We start from the raw sequence: 26,368 nt of genomic DNA, 5'->3' as shown, positions 1-26,368 counted from the left end.
TCAAGGGCTACGGCCTCGGACCGCACTTCGAGGGCCGCAACGCGACCCACCAGATGAAGAAACTCACCCTGGATGACCTGAAGAAATTCCGCGACCACCTGCGGATCCCTATTACCGATGCGCAACTGGAAGCGGATCCCTATTCCCCGCCGTACTTCCACCCCGGGCATGATGCACCGGAGATCGTGTACCTCCATGAACGGCGGAAGGCGCTGGGCGGCGCCGTCCCTGAACGCCGGTCCTCCCATGATGCCGTTGCGCTGCCGGATCCCAAGACGTTTGATGTTGCTAAACGCGGCTCGGGCAAACAGCAGGCCGCCACCACCATGGCCTTTGTCAGGCTCCTGAAAGACCTCATCCGGGACAGGAACTTCGGGCACAGGATTGTGCCCATCGTCCCGGACGAATCGAGGACGTTCGGCATGGACGCGTTCTTCCCCACGGCCAAGATCTACAACCCGGGCGGCCAGAACTACCTCTCCGTAGACCGCGACCTGGTCCTGGCCTACAAGGAATCCGCCCAGGGCCAGCTGATCCACCCCGGCATCAACGAAGCCGGCGCCGTCGCAGCTTTCACCGCCGCCGGCACCGCCTACGCCACCCACGGCGTGCCCCTGGTCCCGGTCTACGTGTTCTACTCCATGTTCGGCTTCCAGCGCACCGGCGACGCCTTCTGGGCCGCAGCCGACCAAATGACCCGCGGCTTCATCATCGGCGCCACCGCAGGACGGACCACCCTCACCGGCGAAGGCCTCCAGCACGCCGACGGCCACTCCCCCCTGCTCGCCTCCACCAACCCCGCCGTCGTCACCTACGACCCCGCCTACGGCTACGAAATGGGCCACATCATCCGCGACGGCATCGAACGCATGTACGGGCCGGCCGCAAGCGGCGATGGAACCGGAGCTGCATCCGATCCAAACCTGATGTACTACCTCACCGTCTACAATGAGCCGATTACCCAGCCCGCCGAGCCTGAGAACCTCGACGTCAACGGTGTATTGAAAGGCATCTACCGGGTATCGGCGTCGGACCTTGCAGGACCGAAGGCCCAGATCCTCGCCTCCGGCGTCTCCGTCCCCTGGGCCCTCGAAGCCCAGCGGATCCTCGCCGAAGACTGGTCAGTCTCCGCCGACGTCTGGTCCGTGACCTCCTGGAACGAACTGCGCCGCGACNCGTCCCCTGGGCCCTCGAAGCCCAGCGGATCCTCGCCGAAGACTGGTCAGTCTCCGCCGACGTCTGGTCCGTGACCTCCTGGAACGAACTGCGCCGCGACGGCCTCGCCGCCGAAGAGGAAGCCTTCCTCAACCCCGGCGAACCCGCCCGCGTCCCCTTCGTCACCCGGCAGCTCGAAGGAGCCACCGGACCCGTCGTCGCCGTGTCCGACTACATGAAAGCCGTCCCGGACCAGATCCGCCAATTCCTCCCGAACCAGTTCGCGTCGCTCGGCGCGGACGGCTTCGGCTTCTCCGACACCCGGGCCGCGGCACGCCGCTTCTTCAAGAACGACACCCACTCCATCGTGGTGAAGACGCTGCAGATGCTCGCGGCGAGGGGCGAGGTCGAGGAGGGGGCGCCGTCGTACGCCATGGACCGCTACAAACTCCTGGACGTCAACGCCGGAACCACCGGCGGGGCCGGCGGCGACGCCTGAGACAACAAGAGTTAGGGTGTGGCTATGCGGAACACGGAGGCGGCGGGCACCACCGGCGTTGTGCTCGCGGCCGGCGGCGGCACCAGGCTGGGACACGGGCCCAAGGCGCTGCTCCCCTACCGCGGCCGGCCCTTGGTGGAAGCGGTCGCCGGGGCGCTGCTCGACGGCGGCTGCCGCGAGGTTGTTGTGGTGCTCGGCGCGGGTGCCCACGACGTCCTGGCCGCCGCCAGGCTGGACGGCTGCCGCACGGTGGTGAACCATGAATGGCAGTCAGGGATGGGGGGTTCCCTCCTGCTGGGCAACGCCGCCGCCGATCCCCGGGACCACCTGATGATTGCCCTCGTGGACCAGCCCGGCCTGTCCTCCCTGGCGGTGGCGCGGCTGCTTGCGTCCCACCGTCCGGGCCGGGTCACCGCAGCGGCGTACGACGACGGCGCTGCCGCAGCGCAGGGTGGGGACGGCGGGCTCCGCCGCGGCCACCCCCTGGTGATCGATGCCTCCCTGCGCCAGGCCGTGGCTGCAACCGTGACGGGCGATGCCGGGGCGCGCGCCTTCCTGCGTAACCACCCGGAGCTGGTGGACGAGGTGGATTGCAGTGATCTCTCCAGCGGCCTGGATGTTGATACGCCGGAGCAGCTCTACCTGCTGGACTAGCCCTGCGTGCTGGGCTGGGTGGTGATGCTTCCGGCCAGGAGCAACTCCTCCAGGCCGCGCTTGAAGCCCGAGCGTCCGCCGTGGGCCGGATGCCGGACCTTGGGCGCATCCATTCCGCTGGCCAGCAGGCTTCGGTGCGCGACGTTTCCCACGGCCACCACGGTTTGGATGGCGAACAGTTCCGCCAACTCCTGCCAAAACAGAGTTCCCAGCCGGGCTTCGGCAGCCGTTGGCGTCCGGTTGGACTGCGGCTTCCCCGGAACATGGGTATGCCAAGGGCACGCGCTCCACAGCAGGGGAAGGAACTGCAGCTCCGCCAGGACTCCCCACATCACCGTTGCGGTGGGCTCGGCGGCAACGTCCGCCGCGTCCGGCGGCAATGCGTAGCCCTTGCCCGGCCCGAACAGGCCGAAGGAGTTGGCCGGCCCCTGGAACATGGTGCGGTTGGTGAAGGGGACACCGGTGATCGGCATTCCCCTGAAGCCCGGGGCTTCGCCCAACAGGAGCACCTTCGGCGAGCGGTCCCGCATCTCCTCCAGGTAAAGCTCCAGGTTGCGCCGGCGCACGGCGTTCTCCGGGACACTGCGGTCAAAGAAGTTGTTGAGTCCCGGAACCGTGGGCACGGCTGCGAGCCGTTCCACGAAGCCACCGGCGGAAGGCGCTTTCATCTGCAGTGTTCCCGGAACCCCCAGGAGTCCTGCACGCTACCAGCGCGGGTGGATGGCTTCGCGGAAGTAGTGGTCGTAAATCCAGCGGACCCCGGCGTCGAACTCTTCGCTGACGGCCACGGAAGCCGCGGCAGCGTTCGCCGCTGCCTGGTCCACGTTCCGCGCCCCGGGGATCACGGTGGTGACGCCGTCCTGCGCGGCAATCCAGGCGATGGCTGCCTGGGCCGTGGTTGCACCGGCAGGCACAAGCTGCTCGAACTCGGCCACGGCCTTCAGCCCCAGCTCATAGTCCACGCCGGAGAAGGTCTCGCCGACGTCGAAGGAGCCACCGTTGCGGTTGTAGTTCCTGTGATCGTTCTCCGCGAAGGTGGTTTCCTTGGTGTATTTGCCCGAGAGCAGCCCCGAAGCCAGCGGCACCCGGGCAATGATCCCGACGTTGGCAGCTTTCGCTGCGGGCAGGACTTCGTCGAGGGGCTTGAGCCGGAAGGCGTTCAGGATGATCTGGACGGAGGCGGTGCCCGGGTGCCGGATCGCTTCCAGCGCCTCATCCGTGCGCTCCACACTGACGCCGTAGTTGCGGATGGCGCCCTCGGAGACCAGGGTGTCCAGCGCGTCGTACACCTCGGCGTTGCTGTACACGGGCGTGGGCGGGCAGTGCAGCTGAACCAGGTCCAGGGTGTCCGTCCCCAGGTTCTTACGGGACCGGTCCACCCACTGGCGGAAGTTGGCCAGGGTGTAGTTCTCCGGCTGCTGGTCCACGCGGCGGCCCATCTTTGTGGCCACCGTGATATCCAGGCCGGGATTGTCAGCCAGGAACTTTCCGATGGCCTGCTCGCTCTTGCCGTCACCGTAGACGTCGGCGGTGTCGAAGAAGTTCACCCCTGCTTCCGCGGAGGCTGCCAGGACGGCCTGCGCCTGTGCCGGGTCAACGTTGCCCCAGTCAGCGCCAAGCTGCCAGGTTCCCAGCCCGACGATGGAGACGTTCCGTCCGGTCTTGCCTAAAATCCGCTGTTCCATCCCTCGACTATAGGCCGAGGCTGCGCAGCCACCGGAATTTTACGGCACCCGCCACGCCGGATCCTCAGATGGCCGAGCGCTGCAGGTCGGGCACCAGCCCCGCTTCCTTCAGGCCCAGGTAGATCTTGTCGCGCGCAATGGGCAATGAGGTAAAGCGCACCCCGGTGGCGTTGCGGATTGCGTTGGCCAGCGCCGGTGCAACCGGGTTGAACGGGCTCTCGCTCATGGATTTTGCCCCCAGCGGCCCCAGTTTGTCGTTCGTGTCAGCAAAGTACACCTCACTGCGGGGAACATCGGCAAAGGTGGGGATGTGGTACTGCCGGAGGATGTCCGTGGTGACCCGGCCGGCGTCGTCAACCACCACTTCCTCATATAGCGCGGCGCCCAAGGCCTGGGCAATCCCGCCTTCGATCTGGCCGCGGCACTGGCGCGGATTAACCACCACGCCGGCATCCGCGGCCTGCACGCTCTGCAGGATTTTCAGCTCTCCCGTGCCGCGGTTCACTGCAACGCGGAAGCCGTGCACGTTGAACGCCACGGAACGCGGCGTCCCGCCCCAGCGTCCTTCCGCCGCGAGTTCGACGCCGGCGTCAGCGGCCGCCTGTGCCAGTTCGGCCAGCGGCACGGACGTTCCGTCAATGACCACCGAGCCACCGGCGAGGACGCAGGCCGAGGCCTGGGTCTGGCGGATGCCGGCTGCGAAGGCACGGATCCGGACGGCGAGTTCCTCCGCGGCGGCGAGCGTTGCCTTGCCGGCCACCACGGTTCCGGCCGAGCCGAAGGCGCCGGTATCGTGCTCAACAAGGTCGGTATCGGACTGCCGCACCACCACCCTGGCGGCCTCCGTGGACAGCGCCGTGGCGGCCAGCTGGGCGTGGACGGTGGTGGTGCCGTTGCCGAACTCGGCGGTTCCGACGTCGGCCTGGTACGTCCCGTCCGGCAGGAGCCGGAGCCGGGAGTGGGCAAAGTGGCCGCGCGGGGGCACGGTGTCGATCATGGAGAGCGCCGTGCCCTCGCCGGTGAGCCAGTCCGGGCCCAGTTCGTCCAGGCCGGCGGCGCGATAGCGTTCCCGGCCCCGGGCCAAGGCTTCGCGGACCAGGCTCAGGCACTGGTCCAGGCCGTAGCTGCCGTAATGGACGTCCTCCTCGGGCTCCGGCTGGGTGGACAGCATCCGGTCGCCTTCGCGCACCATGTTCCGGCGGCGGAACTCGAACGGGTCCATGCCGATGCCGGCTGCGAGCTCGTCCATGGCCGACTCGATGGCGAAGATCATCTGGCTCAGCCCGTAGCCGCGGAACGCCCCGGCCGGGACCGTGTTGGTGTACACCGCATGGGCGTCCACTTTTTTGTTGGCGCAGTTGTAGACGCTCAGGGATTCGCCGCAGCCGTGGAACATCACGCCGGGTCCGTGGTTGCCGTAGGCGCCGGTGTTGGTCAGGACGTCCAGCTCCAGGGCGGTGAGCCGTCCGTCGTTGCTGGTGCCGGCCTTGAGCTTGATGGTGAACGGATGACGGGTGGTGGTGGCCGTGAACTGCTCGGTCCTGGTCAGTTCCAGCTGGACAGGCCTGCCCAGTTTCAGGGCTGCGAGGGCCACGATGTCCTCGGTGAGGACCTCCTGCTTGCCGCCGAACCCGCCGCCTACGCGGCCGGCCACCACATGCACCTGCTCCTCCGGGAGCCCAAAGACCCGGCACAGCGTCCGCCGGACCAGGAACGGGACCTGGCTGGACGTGCGGACCTGCAACCTCCCGTCGCCGTCCACTGATGCGATGGCCGCATGTGTTTCCAGGGCCACGTGCTGGACCCGCTGGGTTTGGTAGGTCTGTTCATGGATGAAGTCCGCGGCGGCGAAGCCCTCGGCCACGCTCCCCAGTTCGGAGTGCAGCTCGGCCACCACATTGCGGTCGGGCCGGGAAATGCGCGCCACAGTTCCATCCTTGTCCCCGTGCACCAGGGGAGCACCCGGCTGCAGTGCATCCCGGGGTGAGAAGACTGCAGGGAGTTCCTGGTACTCCACCTCCAGTGCGCGGACCCCGGCCTCTGCGGCGGCCACCGTTTCGGCCACCACCGCGGCAACCCGCTGGCCCCGGAAGCGCAGCACGTCATCCAGCACGCGGGTATCGTCCGGGTCATCGGTGAACAGTTCGTGCTGGGCAGTGGAGAACAGCTGTTCCGGTGCGTCCTTGTGGGTGAAGACGGCCACCACGCCCGGTACCTTCAACGCCTGTTCAGTGTTGATGGAGCGGACCCGGGCATGCGCGTGCGGCGAGCGCAGGAGCTTGAGGTGGAGCAGTCCCTGCAACTGGTCCGCGGGAACGTCCAGCGTGTAGCGGGCGGTGCCGGTCACCACGGCGCGGCTGGCGGGTGCCGGAACGTCGTCACCCAGCTGTCCCGGCTCGGGATCCGGCTGCCCCTCCCCCGCAATTCCGGAGCCCTGTCCCTTGGGATCGGGGTGGCCGGCGTGTCCGCAGACGGCGTCGGAAATGGCCCGGTATCCGGTGCAGCGGCAGAGGTTGCCCTTGAGGTTCCGTGGCAGGTTCTCCTTCTGTTCGTCGTTGAACGCAGCGGCCGTCATCACCATGCCGGCCGTGCAGAACCCGCACTGGAAACCCTGGCGCTCCATGAACTGCTGCTGGACGGGGTGGAGGTCTGCACCGTCACCGGCGGTGGACGCCAGTCCCTCGATGGTGGTGACGGCGTGACCTTCGGCCCTCACGGCCGGGTAGATGCAGCTGTGCACCGGGGTGCCGTCCACGTGCACGGTGCACGCACCGCAGTCTCCGCCGTCGCAGCCCTTCTTCACGCCGAGGCTGCCCTGCTCCCGCAGGAAGGTGCGCAGGCATTGCCCCGGGCGGGGTGCGGCGTCCGCCTCTTTTCCGTTGATTTCGATGGCCACGTTTCAGGCCCCTTCCTGCTGTGCGTCAAGCCTGCGGTGGTTCGGCGGCCAGAAGTCGCCCGATGCCCGGAGTCCGGGGGCCCCTTCGGGGGCAGCGAGTTCTGCGCGGATCTCTTCCGCCAGGCGGTAGGTCATGTCCCGGCGCCAGGCTGGCAGGCCGTGGATGTCGTTGTGGTAGAGGTCGTCAGGGATGGCCTCCCGGATGGCCGCGGCCAGGTCCCCCGTCTCCGGGACCTCGTCGAAGCGCAGCTGCACAGGCCGCTTGGTGGCCGCGGTGACGGTGAGCACCAGGCGGTGTCCGCCGTCGAGCCTTCCAACCAGCAGCACCCCCGACCTGCCCAGGTTAGTGAGGGACAGGCGGCGGAATGCCACCCTGGATTCAAGGGCCGACGCCGGGAGGAAGACGCTGCGGAGAAGCTCGCCGGGTGCCAGGCAGTTCCGGGCGTCGCCGGTGACGAAGTCCGCCACCGGCACGCTGCGGCTGGTCCCGCCGGGCGCAAGGACTGTGGCTGTTCCGTCCAAACCGGCGCAGAGCGAAATAACCGGACCGGCGGGCAGGGACGTGCACAGGTTGCCGCCCACGGTGGACATGTTCCAGACCTTGAAGGACGCCACGAAGGAGTCGCAGCAGGGGCGGACCAGGTCAAGGGCGGGCCAGGTCCGGCCGATCGCTGCGGGTGCGGCCGGAAGTTCATACAGTTCGGCGATGGTGCAGGTGGCAGCGAGCTCGATGCCTCCGTCAGTGACCGTCACCGGAGCCCAGCCGGAGCTTCCCAGGTCCAGGAGGCGCGTCAGCGGCCGGGGGCCGAACGCCAGGCTGCCGTAGGAGAACAGCACGGTGCCGCCGGCCAGCCACGCGTCGCCGTCGCGCCATTCCGCGGGGTCGGTGGTGGGGACCACCGCCTCGATGGTGTTCATGTCCATGCGATCTCCTGTTGCAAAAGGTTTGTAGGGGCCGGCGCCTTAGCTGGTGCGGGTGCTGACGGCGCGGCGGTCCGGTGGATAGGGCCGGAGGTCTCCCTCAACGGCTGATGTGATGCCGCCGGGTTGCGGGCGGCGATGATTTCGGCGAGGACGGAGACCGCCACTTCGGCGGGGGTCACTGCTCCGATGTCCAGGCCGAGCGGTGAGTGGAGCTGGGCGATCCGCTCCGGGCGCACTCCCCGGTCCAGGAGGGAATCGACCCGTTGGGCATGGCTGCGCCGGGACCCGAGTGCTCCGATGAAGGCCACTCCTAGGCCAAGTGCGGTTTCGAGCAGCGGGATGTCGAACTTGGGGTCGTGGGTGAGGACGCAGATCACGGTCCGGGAATCCACGCGGCCCGCGGCGGCCTCTGCTGCGAGGTACTGGTGCGGCCACGCGGTGACCACCTCGTCCGCCGAGCTGAACCGTGCCTGGGAGGCAAAAGCCGGGCGGGCGTCCACCAGGGTCACGCGGCAGCCGAGCGGTTTGGCGGCCGGCAGCAGCGCTGCGCTGAAGTCATTGGCACCGAAGACCAGCAGGCGCGGCGGTGCGAGCCTGGTTTCCACCAGGACGGCGGCGTTACTGGTGCACAGCCCTGCTGAGCCCAAATCCAACACAGCGGTGGTGCCGGCACGGAGCATCGACTCGAGCTGCGCGGCGCTGGCCCGCCAGGTTGGTTCGCTGCCGCCGGTACAGTCGCGGCTTTCCAGCAGCGTGGCCAGTCCGCGCTGTCCGGCTGCCTCGATGGCGCCGGGGTCCGGAAGAACGACGGCGCCGCTGCCGCCGGCATCAGGGCGGACGTCCAGCCTGCGGACAAGGGCCACGGGGTCGTCCGGCCCGTACCCCGCCAACTGCCGGACGGCTTCCCCCAGCGCGCACCCGCGGTTCCTGTTGGCAGGCTCGATATGGACTTGCAGCTCTCCGCCGCAGGTGAGCCCGGCGGCGAAGGCGTCGTCTGAGCTGAAGCCGAACGTCTCAAGCCGCGTGGCGCCGTCGTCCATTGCTTCCAGCGCTGCCGCCACGACGGCGCCTTCGACGCAGCCTCCGGAGAGGCTGCCCAGGACCGCGCCGTCCGCGGACACCAGCATGGAGGTGCCCACGGGCCGGGGGACGGAACCGCTGGCGCGCACGATGGTGGCCACTGCGAAGGGCTGTCCGGCCAGGGCCGGCGCCCAGGTGCCCAGTGACGGGATCAGGTCAAGCATGGCGGCACTCCTTCTTCCGCGCTGCGGTGGTGTCCATATTGTCGTTGCTGCGGGCTGGTTCGGAAAGCATGTGGTCCTGGAAGCGTGTGGGTCGGAAAATGCGCTGCCGTTCCGGACATCCGCTCCCCGGGTCGCGGGGGCGGATGTCCGGAACCGGTGCGCTCAGGCGCCGAGCAGCAGGTTGATGGGTCCGCGGGCGAAGTACACAAGGAACCCTGCGCTTACCACCCACATGAGCGGATGGACCTTCCTGGCCTTGCCGGACGCGGCCCCGATAACGGCCCAGCTGATGAAGCCCACGCCGATGCCATTGGCGATCGAGTAGCTCAGCGGCATGGTGACAATGGTGAGGAAGGCAGGCAGGGCCACGCTGAACTTGTTGAACTTGATCTCGCGGATCTGCGCCATCATCATTGCGCCCACCACCACCAGTGCGGCGGCGGCCACTTCGAGCGGAACCACGCTGGTGAGCGGGGTCAGGAACATCGAGCCCAGGAACAGGACGCCGGTCACCACCGACGCCAGGCCTGTGCGGGCGCCTTCACCGATGCCGGCGGCGGAGTCGATGTACACCGTGTTGGACGAGCCCGAGGTTGCCCCGCCGGCCACGGCGCCGAAGCCTTCCACGATGAAGGCGGATTTCAGCCGCGGGAACGTTCCGTCCTTGTGCGCGACGCCGGCGCTCTTGGCCAGGCCGGTCATGGTGCCCATGGCGTCGAAAAAGTTGGTGAACACCAGGGTGAACACCAGCATGGTGGCGGCCAGGGCTCCGATCCGGCCGAAGGCGCCGAACAGGTCAAAGTGTCCCACCAGGCCAAGATCCGGTGCCGAGACCAGCTGGCCGGAGAGGACCGGGGTGTTCAGGTGCCACCCGCCGGGGTTGGTTTCGGTGGCCGGGCCGATCTTCATGGCTGCCTCGACGACGGCGGCCAGGAAAGTGGTACCCACGATGCCGATCAGCAGCCCGCCCTGGACCTTGCGTGCCACCAGGATGCCCATGGCCAGCAGGCCGATGATGAACACCAGGGTGGGAACCGACGTGATGGAGCCGCCGTTGCCCAGCTGGACGGGGGGTCCGCCGGCCGACGCCTTGACAAAGCCGGAGTCCACGAACCCGATGAAGGCGATGAACAGGCCGATGCCCACCGTGATGGCGGCTTTCAGTTCCTTGGGCACGGCCCGGAAGATGGCGGTGCGGGCACCGGTGATTCCGAACAGGACGATCAGGATGCCGTTGATCACCACCAGGCCCATGGCCTCGGCCCACGTGACTTCCTGGATGACGGAAACGGCCAGGAACGAATTGATGCCCAGCCCGGCGGCTAGGCCGAAGGGCAGGTTGGCGACCAGCCCGAAGAGGATGGTCATGACGCCGGCGGTGAGCCCGGTGACGGCGCCCACCTGCGCTGCGGACAGCCAGCCCCCGGCGACGTCGGTAGGCGCGTTGTCCGCGCTGAATCCTCCCAGGATCAGCGGGTTGAGGATGACGATGTACGCCATGGTGAAGAAGGTGACCAGGCCGCCGCGGAATTCCCGCGCAAGCGTGGAGCCGCGTCGGGTGATCTGGAAGAACCGGTCAAGGAAGGAGCCCGGCGCCGGGGGCTTGGGAGTGCTGTTCGCCGGACGTGGGATGCGGGTGCTTGGAGCCGAATGCTCCTCGTGGGAATTGTCCAGGATGGTCATCCCGGCCGCCTAGTAGTCGATCCTGGTTTCGAGTGCGTTCCAGGTGTTGAACGGTTCCAGCGGGGCCGGGGCCTCCGGATCGTCCAGCACCAGCTTCGAGACCGGCATCAGGGAGTTCCGGTCCTTGTTGTCGAAGTATTCATAGAAGACGGCGTCGTCAAAACCCACGGAGGCGGCGTCGTGCCGGTCTGCGGCGAACACGACCCGCTCCACCCGGGCCCAGAGCGCGGAGGCCAGGCACATGGGGCACGGCTCGCAGCTGGTGTAGAGGGTGGCGCCGGTGAGGTCGAAGGTGCCGAGTTCGCGGCAGGCCGTGCGGATGGCGGTGACCTCGGCGTGGGCGGTGGGATCGTTGTCCGCGGTGACGCGGTTGACGCCGTCGAACGTGCGGCCGTCCGCCGTGACGATCATGGCTCCGAAGGGGCCCCCGCTGTTCAGGACGTTGGCCGTAGCCAACCTGATGGATCTGGCCAGGAGCTGTTCGGCCGTGACGGTAGTACTCATGATGCGACTTCCTTTTGCCGGGAAGCCTGATGCCGCTTGCAGGACCAGTAGAACCAGGTGCGACGGTTACCAGGCTTCAGCATGTGCTGTGAAGGTTAAGTTGCGCCTGGTAGATAGCTTCCCGGGGACCGGGTGCCCGCCTTTGGCAGAATCGAGATTAGCACCGGATTGTGGTCCGCGCCATAGTTTTCTGGAAATTTAATTTCGCAATGTGAAATCCATGTTTCGGAGGTTTCACGTTCTCCGGTCACAATCCGCCGGCGTTGACGCACCGCCCGGCCGCCTCTAGCCTAGGTCCCAGCCGAGCCCCGGCCGGGCACCGCCCGCCTTCGCGGGCGCGGCCGCCTGGATCAGCAGACAGGGCCCCACTGAGCTGGCATATCGACCGCGCTCAGGAAGGTCAGCCATGACGCCAGCCACCGCACCCGCCCGCCTCTGGATCCGGAACCCGCAAGCGGCGTTTACCGCCAACCAGCTCGACACCTCAGGCGGAGTGGTGGTAGGCGGCGGAAAGATCGAGGAGGTTCTCACGGCGGGGCAAGGGCCCGCCGAACCGTGCTCCGCAATCTTCGACGCGCGGAACCACGTACTGCTTCCAGGCCTGGTCAACACGCACCACCACTTCTACCAGAACCTCACGCGCGCCTGGGGCCCGGCTGCGAACGCCCCCCTCTTTCCCTGGCTGCAGAACCTGTACCCGGTATGGGCCAGGCTCACGCCGCGGGACCTTGAGCTCGCCACCACGGCAGCGTTGGCGGAGCTGCTGCTTTCCGGCTGCACCACGGCGGCCGACCACCACTACCTCTTCTCTGCGGGCCTTGAGGATGCCATCGATATCCAGGTGGACGCGGTACGCCGGCTGGGAATGCGCGCAACCCTCACGCGCGGGTCCATGACCTTGGGATCGGACGACGGCGGCCTGCCGCCGCAGGCGACAGTGCAGGCGGCTGAGGTGGTCCTGGCCGACAGCGAGCGCCTGGTTGGCTCGTACCACGAGCGCGGCGAGGACGCGGTGATCCAGATTGCCCTGGCGCCCTGCTCGCCGTTTTCGGTCACGAAAGAGCTCATGGCCGAAAGCTCCGCGCTCGCCGAACGGCTGGATGTCCGGCTTCACACCCACCTGGCGGAGACCCTGGACGAGGAGGACTTCTGCCGGGAAACGTTCGGACTCCGGACCGTTGACTACCTGGAAAGCGTTGGCTGGCTGACGGACCGCACCTGGCTGGGGCACGGCATCCACTTCAGCGACGGGGAGATCGCCAGGCTGGGTGCCGCGGGCACCGCCGTCGCGCACTGCCCCACGTCGAACATGCGCCTGGCATCGGGGACCGCGAGGGTCCTGGAACTGGAGGATGCGGGAGTTCCCGTGGGGCTGGGAGTGGACGGCTCGGCGTCGAACGATGCCTCCAACATGATCCTGGAAGCGCGGCAGGCGCTTTATTTGCAGCGGCTGCGGTACGGGGCGCATGTCCCGGTGGAGCGCGCGCTCGGCTGGGCCACGCGCGGTTCGGCAGCCGTCCTGGGCCGGACCGGATTAGGCCAGCTGGCTCCGGGAATGCAGGCGGACCTGGCACTTTTCCGGCTGGACAGCCTGCGCTTCTCCGGCAGCCACGATCCAGTGGCCGCCTTGCTGCTGTGCGGTGCAGACCGGGCGGACCGGGTCATGGTGGGCGGACAGTGGCGCGTGGTGGACGGGCAGATCCCGGACCTCGATATTGCCGGCCTTATTGCGGAGCACTCCGCTGCTGCCCGCCGGCTGGTGAACGGGTAGCCCGGCCCGGGCCCGCTAAGCGCGCCGTCCGAACCCCGGGAGCGCATGGATCCAGCGTGAGATAGGCCCGGGAACGTGCTCCCGGTCAGGCGGGAGGTAGAAGTCCGGGTCGGTGCCGCCGCCGAGGGGGAGGTAGAACTCCTGGACTGAGGGTGCCGCCGTGGGTGCCGGTGAGACCGGCGTGCTGTCCTGCTGGTACATCTGATCCTCCTTCGAGGGCTTGGAGTAGTTCCACAAAATGGAAAACAACTTTTGCTATGTGGAATAGCTTAGGATGCCGTCGGCAGCTTCGTCAATGGTCCGGAGGTGACCCGGTCACAAAATGAATTTTCGGCTTGTGATGTACACCACCGGCTTCCACGGGTACGCTGGATGTTAATTCGTGGCGCATGTCACGTAACCTGGGAGCAGCAGGCAGGGTTGTTAATGAGCTGGCATCAATGGATGCCGGCTCTTTTTTGTTGGGTCGGCACCACCGGAAACGCGCTTGAAATGCGCGCTTAATTTCAGTGACGGAACCTAGGTTCCACTTACCGGAAGTTGGGAACAGACCATGAGCAGCAAGATCATCCTCGGCGACAACCAGTACGGAAAGGCCGAGGTCCGGGTCGTCAAGATCACCCGCGATACCGACCGCCACGAAATCGAAGACCTCAACGTCACCTCGCAGCTGCGGGGGGATTTCACGGCCGCCCACCTCGAAGGCGACAACGCCCGCGTGGTGCCCACTGACACCCAGAAGAACACCGTGTACGCCTTCGCCCGTGAAGGCATCGGCTCCCCCGAAGCGTTCCTGCTTCGCCTCGGTGAGCACTTCACCTCCAGTTTCGACTGGGTGGCCGGAGGCCGCTGGGAGGCCGAGTCCTACAGCTGGAACCGGATCCAGGCCCACGGCACCGAACACGACCATTCCTTCGTGCGCAATGGCCAGGAAGTCCGCACTGCAGTCGTGGTGCGCGATGGCGCCACCACGCACCTGATTTCCGGGCTCAAGGACCTGACCGTCCTCAAGTCGACCGAATCCGGCTTCGTGGGCTACCCGAAGGACAAGTACACCACCCTGCAGGAGACCACCGACCGCATCCTGGCGACCGATGTCTCTGCCCGCTGGCGTTTCAAGACCGGCACCGATTTCAGCACGCTGGACTTCAACAAGAGCTACGACGACGTCAAGGGCCTCCTGCTCGAAGGCTTCACGGAAAAGTACTCCCACGCCCTCCAGCAGACACTCTTCGACATGGGCACCAAAGTGCTGGAAGCACACAGCGAGATCGACGAGATCAAGTTCTCCATGCCGAACAAGCACCACTTCCTGGTGGACCTCTCGCCGTTCGGCCTGGACAACCCCAACGAGGTCTTCTTCGCGGCCGACCGTCCCTACGGCCTGATCGAGGCCACGGTCCAGCGCGAGGACGCCACCCCTGCGGACATCGCCTGGTCGGGCATCGCCGGGTTCTGCTGAACCGCAGCGCCGTCAACCCATCCGGGCCCGGGGTTTCTTTCCATTGGTCATCCCATGGCGCTGCGAAGTGCCCGTGACCTGGGCGGCAGCTCCGGGCCCACGCCCCTAGCCTTTCAGCCACACCGTTAGCCAGACAACGTTAGCCAGACGAAGACGTCTGCCATGAACCAGAAAGTCTGCCATGAACATCAAGAACCCCCTCAAAGCCGACGCCAAACAGCGCCTGAAACGCGCCACCTCCACCAGGCCCGAGGATGAACGGCTCTCAATCGGGAGCAGCTTCGCCTACGGTTTCCAGCATGTCCTGACCATGTATGGCGGCATCATTGCCGTTCCCCTGATTGTCGGCCAGGCCGCAGGCCTATCTCCTGCCGATATCGGCATCCTGATCGCAGCGGCCCTATTCATGGGCGGCCTGGCCACCCTCCTGCAGACCATCGGCATCCCTTTCTTCGGATCCCAGCTTCCCCTGGTGCAGGGCGTTTCCTTTGCGAGCGTGGCCACCATGGTCGCGATCGTCAGCGGTGGAGGCGGGCTGCCCGCCGTCTTCGGCGCGGTCATGGTCTCGGCGGCCATCGGCCTCTTGATCGCCCCGATCTTTTCCAAGATCGTCAGGTTCTTCCCCCCGGTGGTGACCGGCACCGTCATCACCACCATCGGCCTGACCCTGATGCCCGTCGCTGCAAACTGGGCCATGGGCGGCAACCGAAAGGCCGAAAACTACGGCAGCATGGCGAACATCGGCCTCGCCGCCGCCACTTTGGCCCTGGTGCTGCTCCTGAGCAAGGTCGGCAGCGCCACTCTTTCACGCCTGTCGATCCTTCTGGCGATGGTCGTGGGCACGGCCATCGCCGCGGCCACCGGGATGGCGGACTTCTCCAAGGTGGGCCAGGGGCCGATTGTCGCCTTTCCGACTCCCTTCCACCTCGGCGCCCCCACGTTCGAGATTGCGGCGATCATCTCCATGCTCATTGTTGTGCTGGTGATCCTGACCGAGACCATGGCTGACATCCTTGCCGTCGGCGAAATCGTGGGAACCCGGACCGACTCCAAGCGCATCGCCGCAGGACTCCGCGCCGACATGGGCTCCAGCCTCATCGCACCGGTGTTTGGTTCCTTTACGCAGAGCGCCTTCGCCCAAAACGTGGGCCTCGTGGCAGTCACAAAGATCAAGAGCCGTTATGTCGTGGCAGCCGGAGGCGTGATCCTGGTCCTGCTCGGCCTGCTCCCGGTCATGGGCCGCGTCGTGGCCGCCGTCCCCACCGCCGTCCTGGGCGGCGCGGGAATCGTACTCTTCGGCACGGTCGCCGCCAGCGGCATCAGGACCCTTGCGAAGGTCGAATACAAGAACAACATGAACCTGATCATCGTGGCCGCGTCCATCGGGTTCGGCATGATTCCGATCGCCGCGCCGACGTTCTATGACAAGTTCCCTTCCTGGTTCGGGACCATCTTCCACTCCGGCATCAGCTCGGCAGCGGTCATGGCGATCCTGCTGAACCTCCTCTTCAACCACCTCAAAGCCGGCAACTCGGAGAACCAGTCGGTATTCGTGGCGGGGACGGGCCGCGTGGTGCGGGAGGAAGACCTCAAGTGCCTGGCGGAAGGCGACCGTTTCGAGGGCGGCAAGCTCATCGACTGTGAAGGCAAGGAAGTGAAGGTCGAGTCGTCCGAGAAAGCGTCGGAGCACTAGGGGCAAACGCGAAATGGCAGTTCACGGCAGTGTTCCCCAGGAACATTGCTGCGAACTGCCATTCCGGCGGTTAAGCACGACGGCGGCTTGCCGCTTTGGTGCCTCAGGTGCGGTTCAGCTCACGGGAGATGGCCTCGGCCGCCTCCCGGAGGACGGGTACGGCCTTGTCGGCGAAGTGCTCGTCCACGCGGGATACCGGGCCGGAAACAGAGATTGCCGCTGGAGTGGGCGCATTCGGTACCGCCATGGCGAAGCACCGTACACCCAGTTCCTGCTCCTCCTCGTCAATGGAGTAGCCACGCTCCCGGATGAGCTTGAGGTCGGCCAGGAGTTCGTCCACGTCACCGATGCTCTTGGGGGTTGGGGTGGGCATGCCGGCGCGGGTCACGATGCCGCGGACCACCTCGTCATCCAGCTGGGCAAGGATCGCCTTCCCGACGCCGGTGGCGTGGGTATGGGCGCGCCGGCCCACTTCCGTGAACATGCGCATCGAATGCAGCGAGGGAACCTGTGCCACGTAGATCACCATGTCCGAGTCCAGTACCGCCATATTGGAGGTCTCGCCCAGCCGGTCCACCAGCGTTTTCAGCTGCGGACGCGCCACTGCGCCCAACTGCTTGTTGGCCCCCTCGCCCAGGCGGATCAGCCGGGGCCCCAGCGCGTAGCGCCGGTTCGGCAGCTGCCGGATGTAGCCAAGGGACACCAGCGTCCGCAGCAGGCGGTGGATGGTGGGCAGGGGAAGGTCCGTTGACGCGGACAGTTCGCTGAGCGTGACGTCGCCGCCGGCGTCCGTGATGAGCTCGAGCAGTTCGAAGACACGCTCCACTGACTGCACGCCGCCCGACGCTTTTTCTGCCATTCCGTTGTCTCCTACGGTTCGGAATCCGACAACTCTTATCCGCATCGTGAAAAGAGTTGCTTGGAACACCCAACATACAGCACGCCGGTTCACTCCGCGATGAGCCTTGGCCGGTCATATATGCGAAGCTTGTATTTCCATCTTGCAGATAATAATATCCATAATACGAAAACATTTGATTGAGTAGATGCCCGTTCCCGGGCCCAACAGGAGGACATTCAATGGCGAACCCCAGCCCCGGAAATTCGATCACCCTGCGCGTGGAAGCGCCGTCCAGCTTCAGCGCCACCAGCGAGCTCGCAGCAGCCGTCGGCGCGGCAGGCGCCGCCATCACCGCCCTGGACGTCAGCGAATCCCACCATGAAACCCTGGTCGTGGACGTCACCTGCAACACCACCGACGACGAACACGCAGCCCGCGTCAAGGATGCCCTCAACGCGCTCGACGGCGTCAGGGTCCAGCACGTCTCGGACCGCACCTTCCTCATGCACCTGGGCGGCAAGCTCGAAGTCGTCCCCAAGGTAGCCCTCCGCAACCGCGACGACCTCTCCCGCGCCTACACTCCCGGCGTCGCCCGCGTCTGCCTCGCCATCGCCGAGGACCCCGCAGCGGCCCGCAACCTCACTGTCAAGCGGAACACCATCGCCGTCCTTACCGACGGTTCGGCCGTCCTGGGCCTCGGCAACATCGGCCCGGCCGCCGCCCTTCCGGTGATGGAAGGCAAGGCCGCGCTTTTCAAGCAGTTCGCCAACGTGGACGCCTGGCCCGTCTGCCTGGACACCCAGGACACCGAAGAAATCATCATGATCGCCAAGGCAATGGCCCCGGTCTACGGCGGCATCAACCTGGAGGACATCGCCGCCCCGCGCTGCTTCGAAATCGAGAACCGGCTCCGCGAGGAACTGGACATCCCGGTGTTCCACGACGACCAGCACGGCACCGCCATCGTCACCCTCGCCGCCCTGGTCAACGCACTGCGCGTGGTGGGCAAGAAGCTGGACGAGGTGAAGATCGTGGTCTCGGGTGTGGGCGCCGCGGGCTCGGCAATCATCCAGCTCCTCAAGGCACAGGGCGCGAAGCACATCGTCGCCGCCGGCCGCTCCGGTGCCATCCACTCGGGTGAAACGTACGGGGACGAGCACCGCAGCTGGATCGCCTCGAACACCAACGAAGAAGGCTTCGCCGGAACCCTGCACGAAGCCCTCGTGGGCGCGGACGTGTTCATCGGCGTCAGCGCCCCGCACGTGATCGGCGAGGAACAGGTGGCCGCCATGGCGGAGAAGGCCATCGTGTTTGCCATGGCCAACCCGACGCCGGAAATCGACCCTGTCGTTGCTTCGAAGCACGCCGCCGTCGTAGCCACCGGCCGCAGCGACTTCCCCAACCAGATCAACAACGTCCTGGCCTTCCCGGGCTTCTTCCGGGGCCTGCTCGACGCCGGAGCCTCGGACATCACCCCGGAGATGCTGGTGGCGGCCGCGGAGGCCATCGCCAACCGGGTTGCTGACGACGAGCTGAATGCCAGCTACATTATCCCCAGCGTCTTCGATCCCCATGTCGCCGCTGATGTCGCAACAGCCGTTGCCGCCGCAGCCCACGCCGCCAACGTGGCAAACGCAGCTGTTCCGGAAACCGCGGCTCCCGTTGCCGCCCTGGCCGGCGCCTGATTCACCGCCCGACTTCAGCACAAGGAAAGGACCAGAAATGGCCATCACTGTCACGGACCCCCGGCCCATCAACCGCGCGGAGGAAATCCTCACCCCCAAGGCACTGGCCTTCGTGGAGGAGCTCCACAACCGTTTCGCCGGCACCCGCAACGAACTCCTGCAAGCCCGTGCCGCCAAGCGGCAGCGCGTGGCCGAAACCGGCAAACTGGACTTCCTGCCGGAAACCAAGGACGTGCGCGACGGCGACTGGAAGGTTGCGCCGGCACCGGCAGCTTTGCAGGACCGCCGGGTTGAGATGACCGGGCCCGCCTCGCCGGCAAAGATGGCCATTAATGCCCTTAACTCGGGCGCGAAGGTATGGCTTGCGGACCTCGAAGATGCCAGCACCCCCACGTGGGGCAACGTCATCGATGCCATCCTGAACCTCCGCGACGCCGCCCAGGGCACCCTCAGCTACACCTCGGAGGAAGGCAAGGAGTACAGGCTCCGTACGGACGCGCCCCTCGCCGTCGTGGTGGCCCGCCCCCGCGGCTGGCACATGCAGGAAAAGCACCTGCTGCTCGACGGCGAACCCGCCGTGGGCGCCCTGGTGGACTTCGGCCTGCACTTCTTCCACATCGCCAAGCAGCTGGTGCTCAACGGTCAGGGACCGTACTACTACCTGCCCAAGATGGAAAGCCACCTCGAGGCCCGGCTGTGGAACGACGTTTTTGTCTTCGCCCAGGACTACCTGGGGCTGCCCCAGGGCACCGTCCGCGCCACCGTGCTGATCGAGACCATCCCGGCCGCCTTCGAGATGGACGAGATCCTGTATGAACTGAGGGACCACGCGTCCGGCCTGAACGCCGGCCGCTGGGACTACCTGTTCAGCATCATCAAGTACTTCAGGGACGCCGGCGAGGAGTTTGTACTCCCGGACCGCGCCAGCGTTGCCATGACCGCGCCGTTCATGCGCGCCTACACCGAACTGCTGGTCAAGACCTGCCACAAGCGCGGCGCCTTCGCCATGGGCGGCATGGCGGCAGTCATCCCCAACCGCCGCCACCCGGAGGTCACGGAGGCTGCGTTTGCAAAGGTCCGGGCGGACAAGACCCGCGAGGCGAACGACGGCTTCGACGGCTCCTGGGTGGCGCACCCGGACCTTGTTCCCACCTGCCGGGAAGTCTTCGACTCCGTGCTCGGTGACAGGCCCAACCAGCTGGACAAGCAGCGCCCGGAGGTCAACGTCACGGCCGGGCAGTTGCTGGACGTTTCCTCCGCCGACGGGCAGGTCACCGAAGCCGGGCTCCGCCTGAACCTGTACGTGGCCATCGCCTACACGGCGGTATGGCTGTCCGGGAACGGCGCCGTGGCCATCCATAACCTGATGGAGGACGCCGCCACCGCGGAAATCTCCCGTTCCCAGGTGTGGCAGCAGATCCGCAACAAGTCGGTCCTCGCGGACACCGGCAACACCGTCACCCGCGAACTCGTGGAGCGAATCCTGGGCGAGGAAACCGAGCGGCTGCGTATCGAATTCGGCGACGAAGCCTTCCGCCGCTACTACAAGCCGGCCAGCGAACTGATCGGGGAAATCTGCCTCTCTGAGGACTACACGGACTTCCTCACCATCCCGGCCTACGAACTGGTGGGCTGAGGCATGGCAGCATCACCCGTGCCGTCGCTGTCCGCCGGAGACCTGGCCGACATTGACCGGCAACTGGCCGCCACGGACCGGCTGCTGGAGCAGAACTACCCGGGCGACGACGGCTCACGCCAGCCCGTCCACACGGTGTACGTCCCTGCGGACCGGTTCACGCCGTCGTTCGCTGCCGAGTGGGGCGCCGAAGCACTGGCTGCGGCCAAGGCCCACGGCGGCTTCGAAAGGCTGGGGTCGCTCCTGGGCCAGGACACCGCACTTGCGGAGGCCGTTGCCCCGCGCGTGCAAGCCAAGCTCTCCAGCGAGCCCATCGAGGACCTGCGCCTCGATTTTGAGGACGGCTTCGGGGACAGGGGCGACGACGCCGAGGACACCGCCGCTGTTGCCGCGGCTTCCGCCGTGGCCGCCGCAGTCGCGGCCGGGTCTGCTCCGCCGTTCATCGGCATCCGGTTCAAGTGCTTCGAGGCGGCCACCCGCTCCCGCGGGCTGCGGACCCTGGACCTGTTTGTCTCCGCCCTGGCCTCCGCCGGGGAACTCCCCGAAGGGCTGGTCCTGACCCTGCCCAAGGTGACCACCGTGGCCCAGGTCAAGGCTATGGACTACGCCGTCTCCCGGCTGGAGGACGTGCACTCCCTCCCGGCCGGACGGCTCCGTTTCGAGGTGCAGGTGGAAACACCGCAGCTCATCCTGGGGCCGGACGGAACGTCGCCGGTAGCGCAGCTCCCGCATGCTGTCCCGGGCCGGATCAGCGGCCTGCACTACGGCACGTACGACTACTCGGCGTCACTGCAGATCTCCGCCGAATACCAGTCCATGGAGCACCCCGTGGCGGACTTCGCCAAGGAGGTCATGCAGCTGGCGGTGGCCGGCACCGGCATCCGGCTCTCCGACGGATCCACGAACATCATCCCGGTGGGCGACAACGTGGAAAACGCCTGGCAGCTGCACGGCAGGCTGGTCAGGCGTTCACTTGAACGCGGCTACTACCAGGGCTGGGACCTGCACCCGGCACAGCTCCCCAGCCGCTTCGCCGCCACCTATGCCTTCTACCGGCAGGGACTGCCCGCAGCCGCGGCCCGGCTGCGGAACTACGTTGAGCAGACCGCAGGCGGCGTCATGGATGAACCCGCCACCGCCCGGGCACTGGCCGCCTTCGTCCTCCGCGGCGTCCAGTGCGGCGCAGTCGGTGCAGATGAAGTCCAGGCGCTTGCCGGCGTCGGACTTCCGCAGCTCACTGCCCTGGCCCACCCGCGTCTCGCCACCACTTCCAACTCCTAGGTAAGGACCTTCTCTTCATGGGCAAGTACTACTCCCCCGCCGGCGGACTGCCGCCGCAGACCCACCTGACCACCGAGCGTGCCATCGTCACCGAGGCCTACACGGTGATCCCCAAGGGCGTGATGACGGACATCGTCACGTCCAACCTCCCGGGCTTTTCAAACACCCGCTCCTGGATCATCGCGCGGCCCATTTCCGGCTTCGCCACCACTTTCTCGCAGCTGATCGTGGAAATCGCCCCGGGCGGCGGTGCTCCCAAGGCAGAGTTCGAGGCCGGCGTCGAAGGCGTCATTTTCGTGACCCGCGGCAGGCTCAACCTCAGGCTCAACGGCGAACTGCACCAAATGGAGGAAGGCGGCTACGCCTACCTGGCCGCCGGTGCTGAGTGGAGCCTGGAGAACGTTTCGGACGACGTCGTGTCCTTCCACTGGATCCGCAAGGCCTACGAACGCCTTGAGGGCTACGAAGCCAAGTCCTTCGTCACCAACGAAAAGGACGTGGAGCCCACGTCCATGCCGGACACCAACGACGTCTGGAAGACCACCCGTTTCACGGACTCCAACGACCTCGCCCATGACATGCAGGTGAACATCGTGACGTTCCAGCCCGGCGGCGTCATCCCGTTCCCCGAAACCCACGTCATGGAGCACGGCCTGTACGTCCTGGAGGGCAAGGCCATGTACCTGTTGAACAATGACTGGGTGGAGGTGGAGGCCGGGGACTTCATGTGGCTGCGCGCGTTCTGCCCCCAGGCCTGCTACGCCGGCGGCCCGGGCGAGTTCCGCTACCTGCTCTACAAGAACATGAACCGCCAGGTGCGCCTCACCTGATCCCCCTCCCAACTAGGTAGCGCCAAGTGTCGTTTTGAGGCTCCAAAACGACACTTGGCGCTACTTAGTTGGAGGAAGATTGGTGGCATGGGCACAAGCCGGGGCCGCGGGTCGAAGCGGGTCGCGGCTGTCCTGTGCGCAGCCCTGCTGGCAGCGTCCCTGCCCGGCTGTACGGGGGAGCCGCAACCTCCGGAGCCCGAGCCGGACAAGCCTGCCGCCTTCGCCCTCCTGGAGGACTTCAGTGCCCGGATGCTCGCGGAAGGCGCTCCCGCAGTCCTGGTCTCCGTCCGGACCCGGGGCACCACCTGGACGCATGCCGCCGGCGTGCGGAGCCTGGAAACGGGCGAGCCGCCCACGGTTTCCGATCCTGTCCGCGTAGGCGGCATCACTGAATCCTTCATCGCGGTTTCGGTGATGAAGCTGGCGGCGGAAGGGAAGCTTGACCTGGACGCCGAAGTAAACCGCTACCTGCCCGAGTTCGGCAGCGTCCTCCATCCACCCGGCCCTGTGACTGTCCGCCAGCTTTTGACGCACGAATCAGGACTTCCCGACTTCTCGGTCCCCCTGCTGGCGTCCGGCAATTGGGCGGACACCATGAACCGGCCGCTCAGCCTTGAACAGCAACTGGCCCTGGCCGCCACCTTGCCGTGGGACGGCCGGCTGGCACGGATCTTCGACTATTCCCGCTCGAACTATGCAGCCCTGGCACTGATTGTCGAGCGGCTCCGCGGCGAAACTATCGAGCAGGTCCTCGCCGATGACACGGCCAGGCCCCTGGGCCTGGCGAAAACCCGGCTTGGCGGCTCCCCGCCCCTGGGAATGATCCACGGCTACGTCGCCCTTGAAGGCAGGCGCACGGACGTCAGCATGCCGGCCTGGCAGGCGGAGTCCCCTTCAACCGGGGCCGTGTCCACCGTGGAGGAAGTGAACAGTTTCTACGCCGCGCTGCTGGAGGGCAGGCTGCTTCCTCCGGACAGCGTGACGGCCATGAAGGGCGGCTACTCGCAGTACTACGGTTTTGCCCTGCGCCGCTGGAACAACACCTGCAACAACCGGTTCTACTATGGCCTTCCCGGTGATACCGACGGCTACGGCACGGTTGCCATGACCAGCGAGGACGGCCGGAGCCAGCTGGCGCTGGCGGTCGCCTACCCTCCCGCACCGCCCACCCTCGAACTCAACCCCCTGATCCTTGAGATGCAGGACGTGGCCCAGGAAGCCCTCAACACGCTGTGCTGAGGGCTTCGTGACGGGGTTTCACTCCGGGTTCAGGCGCCGGGGTTGAGGACCACCTTGATGCAGCCGTCCTCTTTCTTCTGGAACTTCTCATACAGGGCCGGCGCCCCCTCCAGCCCCGAACGGTGGGTGACCAGGTCCATCACACCCAGCGGATCGGCGTCGTCCTCCACCAGCGGCAGGATGTCCTCGGTCCAGCGCCGGACATTGCATTGCCCCATCCGCACCTGGATCTGCTTGTCGAACATGGCCAGCACCGGCATGGGGCTGGCCTGGCCGCCGTAGACGCCGCTCAGGGACAGCGTGCCGCCGCGCCGCACGGCGTCAATGGAGGTGTGGAGTGCGGCGAGGCGGTCCACCCCGGCGGTCTCCATCGCCTTCTGCGCCAGCTTGTCAGCCAGGAGCCCGAGGGCCTGGTGGGCGAAGCCCGCGACAGGGGAACCGTGGGCTTCCATTCCGACGGCGTCAACCACCGCGTCAGGGCCCCTTCCGGCTGTCATCTCCCGCAGCTGGTCCGCCACGTCCTTGCCGTAGTCGAGGGTTTCCACGCCGTGCCGCTCCGCCATCGCGCGGCGCTCCGGAACGGGGTCCACGCCAATTACGCGGAGGCCCCGCTGCACGCCGATCCTGCCGGCGAACTGGCCTACCGGGCCCAGACCAAATACGGCGAGGGTGCCGCCGGCTGGGGTATCCGCGTACTCCACTGCCTGCCAGGCGGTGGGAAGGATGTCCGAGAGGAACAGGTACCGCTCGTCCGGAAGCTCAGTTCCCACTTTCACCGGGCCGTAATCGGCGTGCGGCACGCGCAGGTACTCGGCCTGGCCGCCGGGAACCGACCCATAAAGCTCTGAGTAGCCGAAGAGGGCTGCGCCTGAGCCCTTGCTCCTGACCTGCGTGGTTTCGCACTGGGACTGCAGGCCCAGCCCGCACATGAAGCAGTGGCCACAGGAGATGTTGAAAGGTATCACCACGCGGTCGCCCTTGCGCAGGTTGGTGACGGCGCTGCCCACCTCCTCCACGATGCCCATCGGTTCGTGGCCGATCACGTCGCCCTTGTGCATGTAGGGTCCCAGGACCTCGTACAGGTGCAGGTCCGAGCCGCAGATTGCCGTAGAGGTGATGCGGACAATGGCATCGGTGGGCTCCTGGATCACGGGATCGGGTACTTCTTCCACGCTTACCGAGCGCTTTCCTTGCCAGGTCAGTGCTTTCACGATTCGCCTTTCTGGAGGTTCTGCCTTCAGTCCGGACCGCAGCCCGTCATTCGACGCTATCGGCTTCCAACAGAAAAGGTAAGTAGGCTGACTAAATACTTGCCGTCCCGGCCCCGGGCTCCTAGCGTGGGAAGGGCCAGCTCCGCAGCTACGTATGAAAGAGGAACGCCATGTCGCTCTACCAGCCGGAACCCGTTGAGATCTCCACGCGCATGCGGCCCGGCGAGTGGAGCGAGGAAAGCCTGGAGGCGCTCGTCAACAGCTACCGGACCCGCATCATGGAGATGGGAGCCAACATGGCGGAAGTGCTCACGGACGTTGAGCGGAACGACGACGGATCGGTCAGGGTTGCGGTGGTATGGAACAAGGCCGCGAATGCAGGCGATGAGGATGCCGTGGCGGGCGGGCAGGCGCCCTGACCCGGCGTGTTACCAAGCCTGCGCAATGCGGCTTCAAGGCCGCGCGAGCAGCCGGCCGATGGCACTTGACGTCAGGTTTTGCAGCAGGTCCTGCGGCCCTTCATAGACTTCCACCGCCCCGGCCTCCCGGAGTTCGGCGGCGCTGACTCCGCCGCAGGTAACACCGATGGCGGGAATCCCCAATGCCCCCGCGGCCAGCATGTCCCAAACGGCGTCTCCAATGAAGACGGCGTCCGCGGCCTCCACGCCGATCGCGTCGAGTGCCGCCACCAGGATGTCCGGGGCGGGCTTGCTCTCCTTGGCGTCGTTGGCGCTGGTGGCGCTGTCAATGAAGGCATCGGCGTCGAGGACGGACCCCATGACCGCAAGGTCCTTCTTGCGGGCGGATGAGGCCAGCGCAACGGCCAGGCCGCCGGCATGGCATTGGCCCAGCAGGTCCTTTGCCCCCTTGAAGGCGCGGAGCGCGGGCCAGTGGGACGCATAGAGCGCACCATGGCTGGCCATCACCTCCGGGTCCGCGGACCGGTCCCGCCCCTCGGGCAGGAGGCTGTCCACCAACCGGTCGCCACCCATGCCCACATAGTGGTGGATGGAGGCCATGGGGATGTCATAGCCGTGCTCTCGGAAGGCTCCCCACCAGGCAATGGTGTGGATGTAGGACGAGTCGATCAGGGTCCCGTCAACGTCAAAAAGAACCCCCCGGCGTCGCACGCCAGGGGGTGTGGCGCCTTGGGGTGCCATCAGCCTACCGCTGCCCGTTTGGCCGCAGGGGCCTTCTTTCGGCGGGCTGCTTCCTCCTTGGCGGAGTTCACGGGGCGAACGCGTTCCCGGAGAACCGTCCCGGCGCCGTCGTGGCTCTTATCCCGGATCAGGCCGGTACCGGCAATCTCCCGCGCCAGTGCCACGCCGGCAACCGCGGCCCTTTTGGTGGGAAAGGTGACCGAGATGGCCATCAGGCTCCCTGCTCCGTCCAGCATCCGGATCCTGTAGCCGCCGTCAGGCGCATCCACGAGCTCAAAATACCCGGCCATGCAAATCACTCCTCCGTCAGTCACC

The 26,368-nt window shown here is 66.6% G+C and carries 22 protein-coding genes and 1 pseudogene; 11 read left to right on the top strand and 12 right to left on the bottom strand.

Going from position 1 to position 26,368, the window contains the following annotated elements; translation table 11 throughout:
* Window positions 1-1,654 (top strand): annotated as a pseudogene (locus U7114_RS17460) (transketolase-like TK C-terminal-containing protein); the annotation flags it as partial.
* Between the two features lie 24 nt (window positions 1,655-1,678).
* Window positions 1,679-2,308 (top strand): nicotine blue oxidoreductase, encoded by a 630-nt coding sequence (gene nboR, locus U7114_RS17455; RefSeq protein ID WP_323058068.1) that lies wholly within the window; start codon window positions 1,679-1,681, stop codon window positions 2,306-2,308.
* Here the strand turns inward: nboR and U7114_RS17450 are convergent.
* The 7 genes from U7114_RS17450 to U7114_RS17420 all read right to left on the bottom strand — a co-directional run bounded on the left by U7114_RS17450 (window position 2,305) and on the right by U7114_RS17420 (window position 11,244).
* On the bottom strand, window positions 2,305-2,976 hold the full coding sequence (locus tag U7114_RS17450) for a uracil-DNA glycosylase (protein ID WP_323058067.1): 672 nt from the start codon (window positions 2,974-2,976) through the stop codon (window positions 2,305-2,307). The genes nboR and U7114_RS17450 overlap by 4 nt on opposite strands.
* 36 nt (window positions 2,977-3,012) lie before the next feature.
* Entirely contained in the window at window positions 3,013-3,993 is a 981-nt protein-coding gene (locus tag U7114_RS17445; RefSeq protein WP_157241070.1) for an aldo/keto reductase, read from the bottom strand.
* A 64-nt stretch (window positions 3,994-4,057) separates the two neighbouring features.
* The gene (locus tag U7114_RS17440) at window positions 4,058-6,889 is read right to left on the bottom strand and encodes a molybdopterin-dependent oxidoreductase (protein ID WP_323058066.1); all 2,832 of its coding nucleotides are present in this window, start codon (window positions 6,887-6,889) and stop codon (window positions 4,058-4,060) included.
* A 3-nt stretch (window positions 6,890-6,892) separates the two neighbouring features.
* Window positions 6,893-7,813, bottom strand: coding sequence for an FAD binding domain-containing protein (locus U7114_RS17435; RefSeq protein ID WP_323058065.1), 921 nt, complete (start codon window positions 7,811-7,813; stop codon window positions 6,893-6,895).
* Window positions 7,804-9,057 (bottom strand): XdhC/CoxI family protein, encoded by a 1,254-nt coding sequence (locus U7114_RS17430; protein WP_323058064.1) that lies wholly within the window; start codon window positions 9,055-9,057, stop codon window positions 7,804-7,806. Before U7114_RS17430 ends, U7114_RS17435 begins: the two co-directional genes overlap by 10 nt.
* A gap of 162 nt (window positions 9,058-9,219) precedes the next feature.
* Window positions 9,220-10,740 carry an NCS2 family permease gene (locus U7114_RS17425; protein ID WP_323058063.1) on the bottom strand — a complete coding sequence of 507 codons (1,521 nt, stop codon included), beginning with the start codon at window positions 10,738-10,740 and terminating at the stop codon, window positions 9,220-9,222.
* A gap of 9 nt (window positions 10,741-10,749) precedes the next feature.
* Window positions 10,750-11,244: a nucleoside deaminase gene (locus U7114_RS17420; RefSeq protein WP_323058062.1), complete on the bottom strand. Its 495-nt coding sequence runs from the start codon at window positions 11,242-11,244 to the stop codon at window positions 10,750-10,752.
* A gap of 406 nt (window positions 11,245-11,650) precedes the next feature.
* Here U7114_RS17420 and U7114_RS17415 point away from each other — a divergent pair, with 406 nt between their 5' ends.
* On the top strand, window positions 11,651-13,015 hold the full coding sequence (locus U7114_RS17415; RefSeq protein WP_323058061.1) for an 8-oxoguanine deaminase: 1,365 nt from the start codon (window positions 11,651-11,653) through the stop codon (window positions 13,013-13,015).
* 15 nt (window positions 13,016-13,030) lie between these two features.
* Here U7114_RS17415 and U7114_RS17410 read toward each other — a convergent pair whose 3' ends face one another.
* Window positions 13,031-13,216 carry a hypothetical protein gene (locus U7114_RS17410; protein WP_157241056.1) on the bottom strand — a complete coding sequence of 62 codons (186 nt, stop codon included), beginning with the start codon at window positions 13,214-13,216 and terminating at the stop codon, window positions 13,031-13,033.
* Window positions 13,217-13,568: 352 nt separating this feature from the next.
* Between U7114_RS17410 and pucL the strand changes: the two genes are divergently transcribed.
* Window positions 13,569-14,477 (top strand): factor-independent urate hydroxylase, encoded by a 909-nt coding sequence (gene pucL / locus U7114_RS17405; RefSeq protein WP_157241054.1) that lies wholly within the window; start codon window positions 13,569-13,571, stop codon window positions 14,475-14,477.
* A 181-nt stretch (window positions 14,478-14,658) separates the two neighbouring features.
* Window positions 14,659-16,170 (top strand): nucleobase:cation symporter-2 family protein, encoded by a 1,512-nt coding sequence (locus U7114_RS17400; RefSeq protein ID WP_323058060.1) that lies wholly within the window; start codon window positions 14,659-14,661, stop codon window positions 16,168-16,170.
* A 103-nt stretch (window positions 16,171-16,273) separates the two neighbouring features.
* Here U7114_RS17400 and U7114_RS17395 read toward each other — a convergent pair whose 3' ends face one another.
* Window positions 16,274-17,029, bottom strand: coding sequence for an IclR family transcriptional regulator (locus tag U7114_RS17395; protein ID WP_321214417.1), 756 nt, complete (start codon window positions 17,027-17,029; stop codon window positions 16,274-16,276).
* Between the two features lie 221 nt (window positions 17,030-17,250).
* Between U7114_RS17395 and U7114_RS17390 the strand changes: the two genes are divergently transcribed.
* From U7114_RS17390 to U7114_RS17370, 5 genes are all read left to right on the top strand, one after another.
* Window positions 17,251-18,696: an NAD-dependent malic enzyme gene (locus U7114_RS17390; RefSeq protein WP_323058059.1), complete on the top strand. Its 1,446-nt coding sequence runs from the start codon at window positions 17,251-17,253 to the stop codon at window positions 18,694-18,696.
* Between the two features lie 37 nt (window positions 18,697-18,733).
* A complete protein-coding gene (gene aceB / locus U7114_RS17385; protein ID WP_157241048.1) occupies window positions 18,734-20,332 on the top strand; it encodes a malate synthase A in 1,599 nt (532 codons plus the stop codon).
* Between the two features lie 3 nt (window positions 20,333-20,335).
* A complete protein-coding gene (locus tag U7114_RS17380; RefSeq protein ID WP_321214419.1) occupies window positions 20,336-21,613 on the top strand; it encodes a DUF6986 family protein in 1,278 nt (425 codons plus the stop codon).
* Between the two features lie 17 nt (window positions 21,614-21,630).
* Window positions 21,631-22,443 carry a bifunctional allantoicase/(S)-ureidoglycine aminohydrolase gene (locus U7114_RS17375; RefSeq protein ID WP_323058058.1) on the top strand — a complete coding sequence of 271 codons (813 nt, stop codon included), beginning with the start codon at window positions 21,631-21,633 and terminating at the stop codon, window positions 22,441-22,443.
* An 87-nt stretch (window positions 22,444-22,530) separates the two neighbouring features.
* Entirely contained in the window at window positions 22,531-23,682 is a 1,152-nt protein-coding gene (locus U7114_RS17370; RefSeq protein WP_323058057.1) for a serine hydrolase domain-containing protein, read from the top strand.
* Window positions 23,683-23,711: 29 nt separating this feature from the next.
* On the opposite strand, the gene U7114_RS17365 is transcribed toward U7114_RS17370, so the two are convergent.
* Window positions 23,712-24,893, bottom strand: coding sequence for a zinc-dependent alcohol dehydrogenase (locus U7114_RS17365; protein WP_323058056.1), 1,182 nt, complete (start codon window positions 24,891-24,893; stop codon window positions 23,712-23,714).
* Between the two features lie 170 nt (window positions 24,894-25,063).
* Here U7114_RS17365 and U7114_RS17360 point away from each other — a divergent pair, with 170 nt between their 5' ends.
* On the top strand, window positions 25,064-25,312 hold the full coding sequence (locus tag U7114_RS17360; protein WP_157241038.1) for a hypothetical protein: 249 nt from the start codon (window positions 25,064-25,066) through the stop codon (window positions 25,310-25,312).
* 33 nt (window positions 25,313-25,345) lie between these two features.
* Here U7114_RS17360 and U7114_RS17355 read toward each other — a convergent pair whose 3' ends face one another.
* Together U7114_RS17355 and U7114_RS17350 are read right to left on the bottom strand one after the other, a co-directional pair.
* Complete coding sequence (locus U7114_RS17355; RefSeq protein WP_157241036.1) at window positions 25,346-26,053, bottom strand: HAD family hydrolase; 708 nt, start codon at window positions 26,051-26,053, stop codon at window positions 25,346-25,348.
* Window positions 26,053-26,343, bottom strand: a complete 291-nt coding sequence (locus tag U7114_RS17350) for a hypothetical protein (protein ID WP_157241034.1) — start codon at window positions 26,341-26,343, stop codon at window positions 26,053-26,055. The genes U7114_RS17355 and U7114_RS17350 overlap by 1 nt, the downstream gene beginning before the upstream one ends.
* Window positions 26,344-26,368 lie beyond the last annotated feature (25 nt).

It is taken from the genome of Pseudarthrobacter sp. C1 (assembly GCF_034720455.1).
In the GTDB taxonomy this organism is placed as follows: domain Bacteria; phylum Actinomycetota; class Actinomycetes; order Actinomycetales; family Micrococcaceae; genus Arthrobacter.
This window is presented reverse-complemented; position numbering and strand designations above follow the sequence as displayed.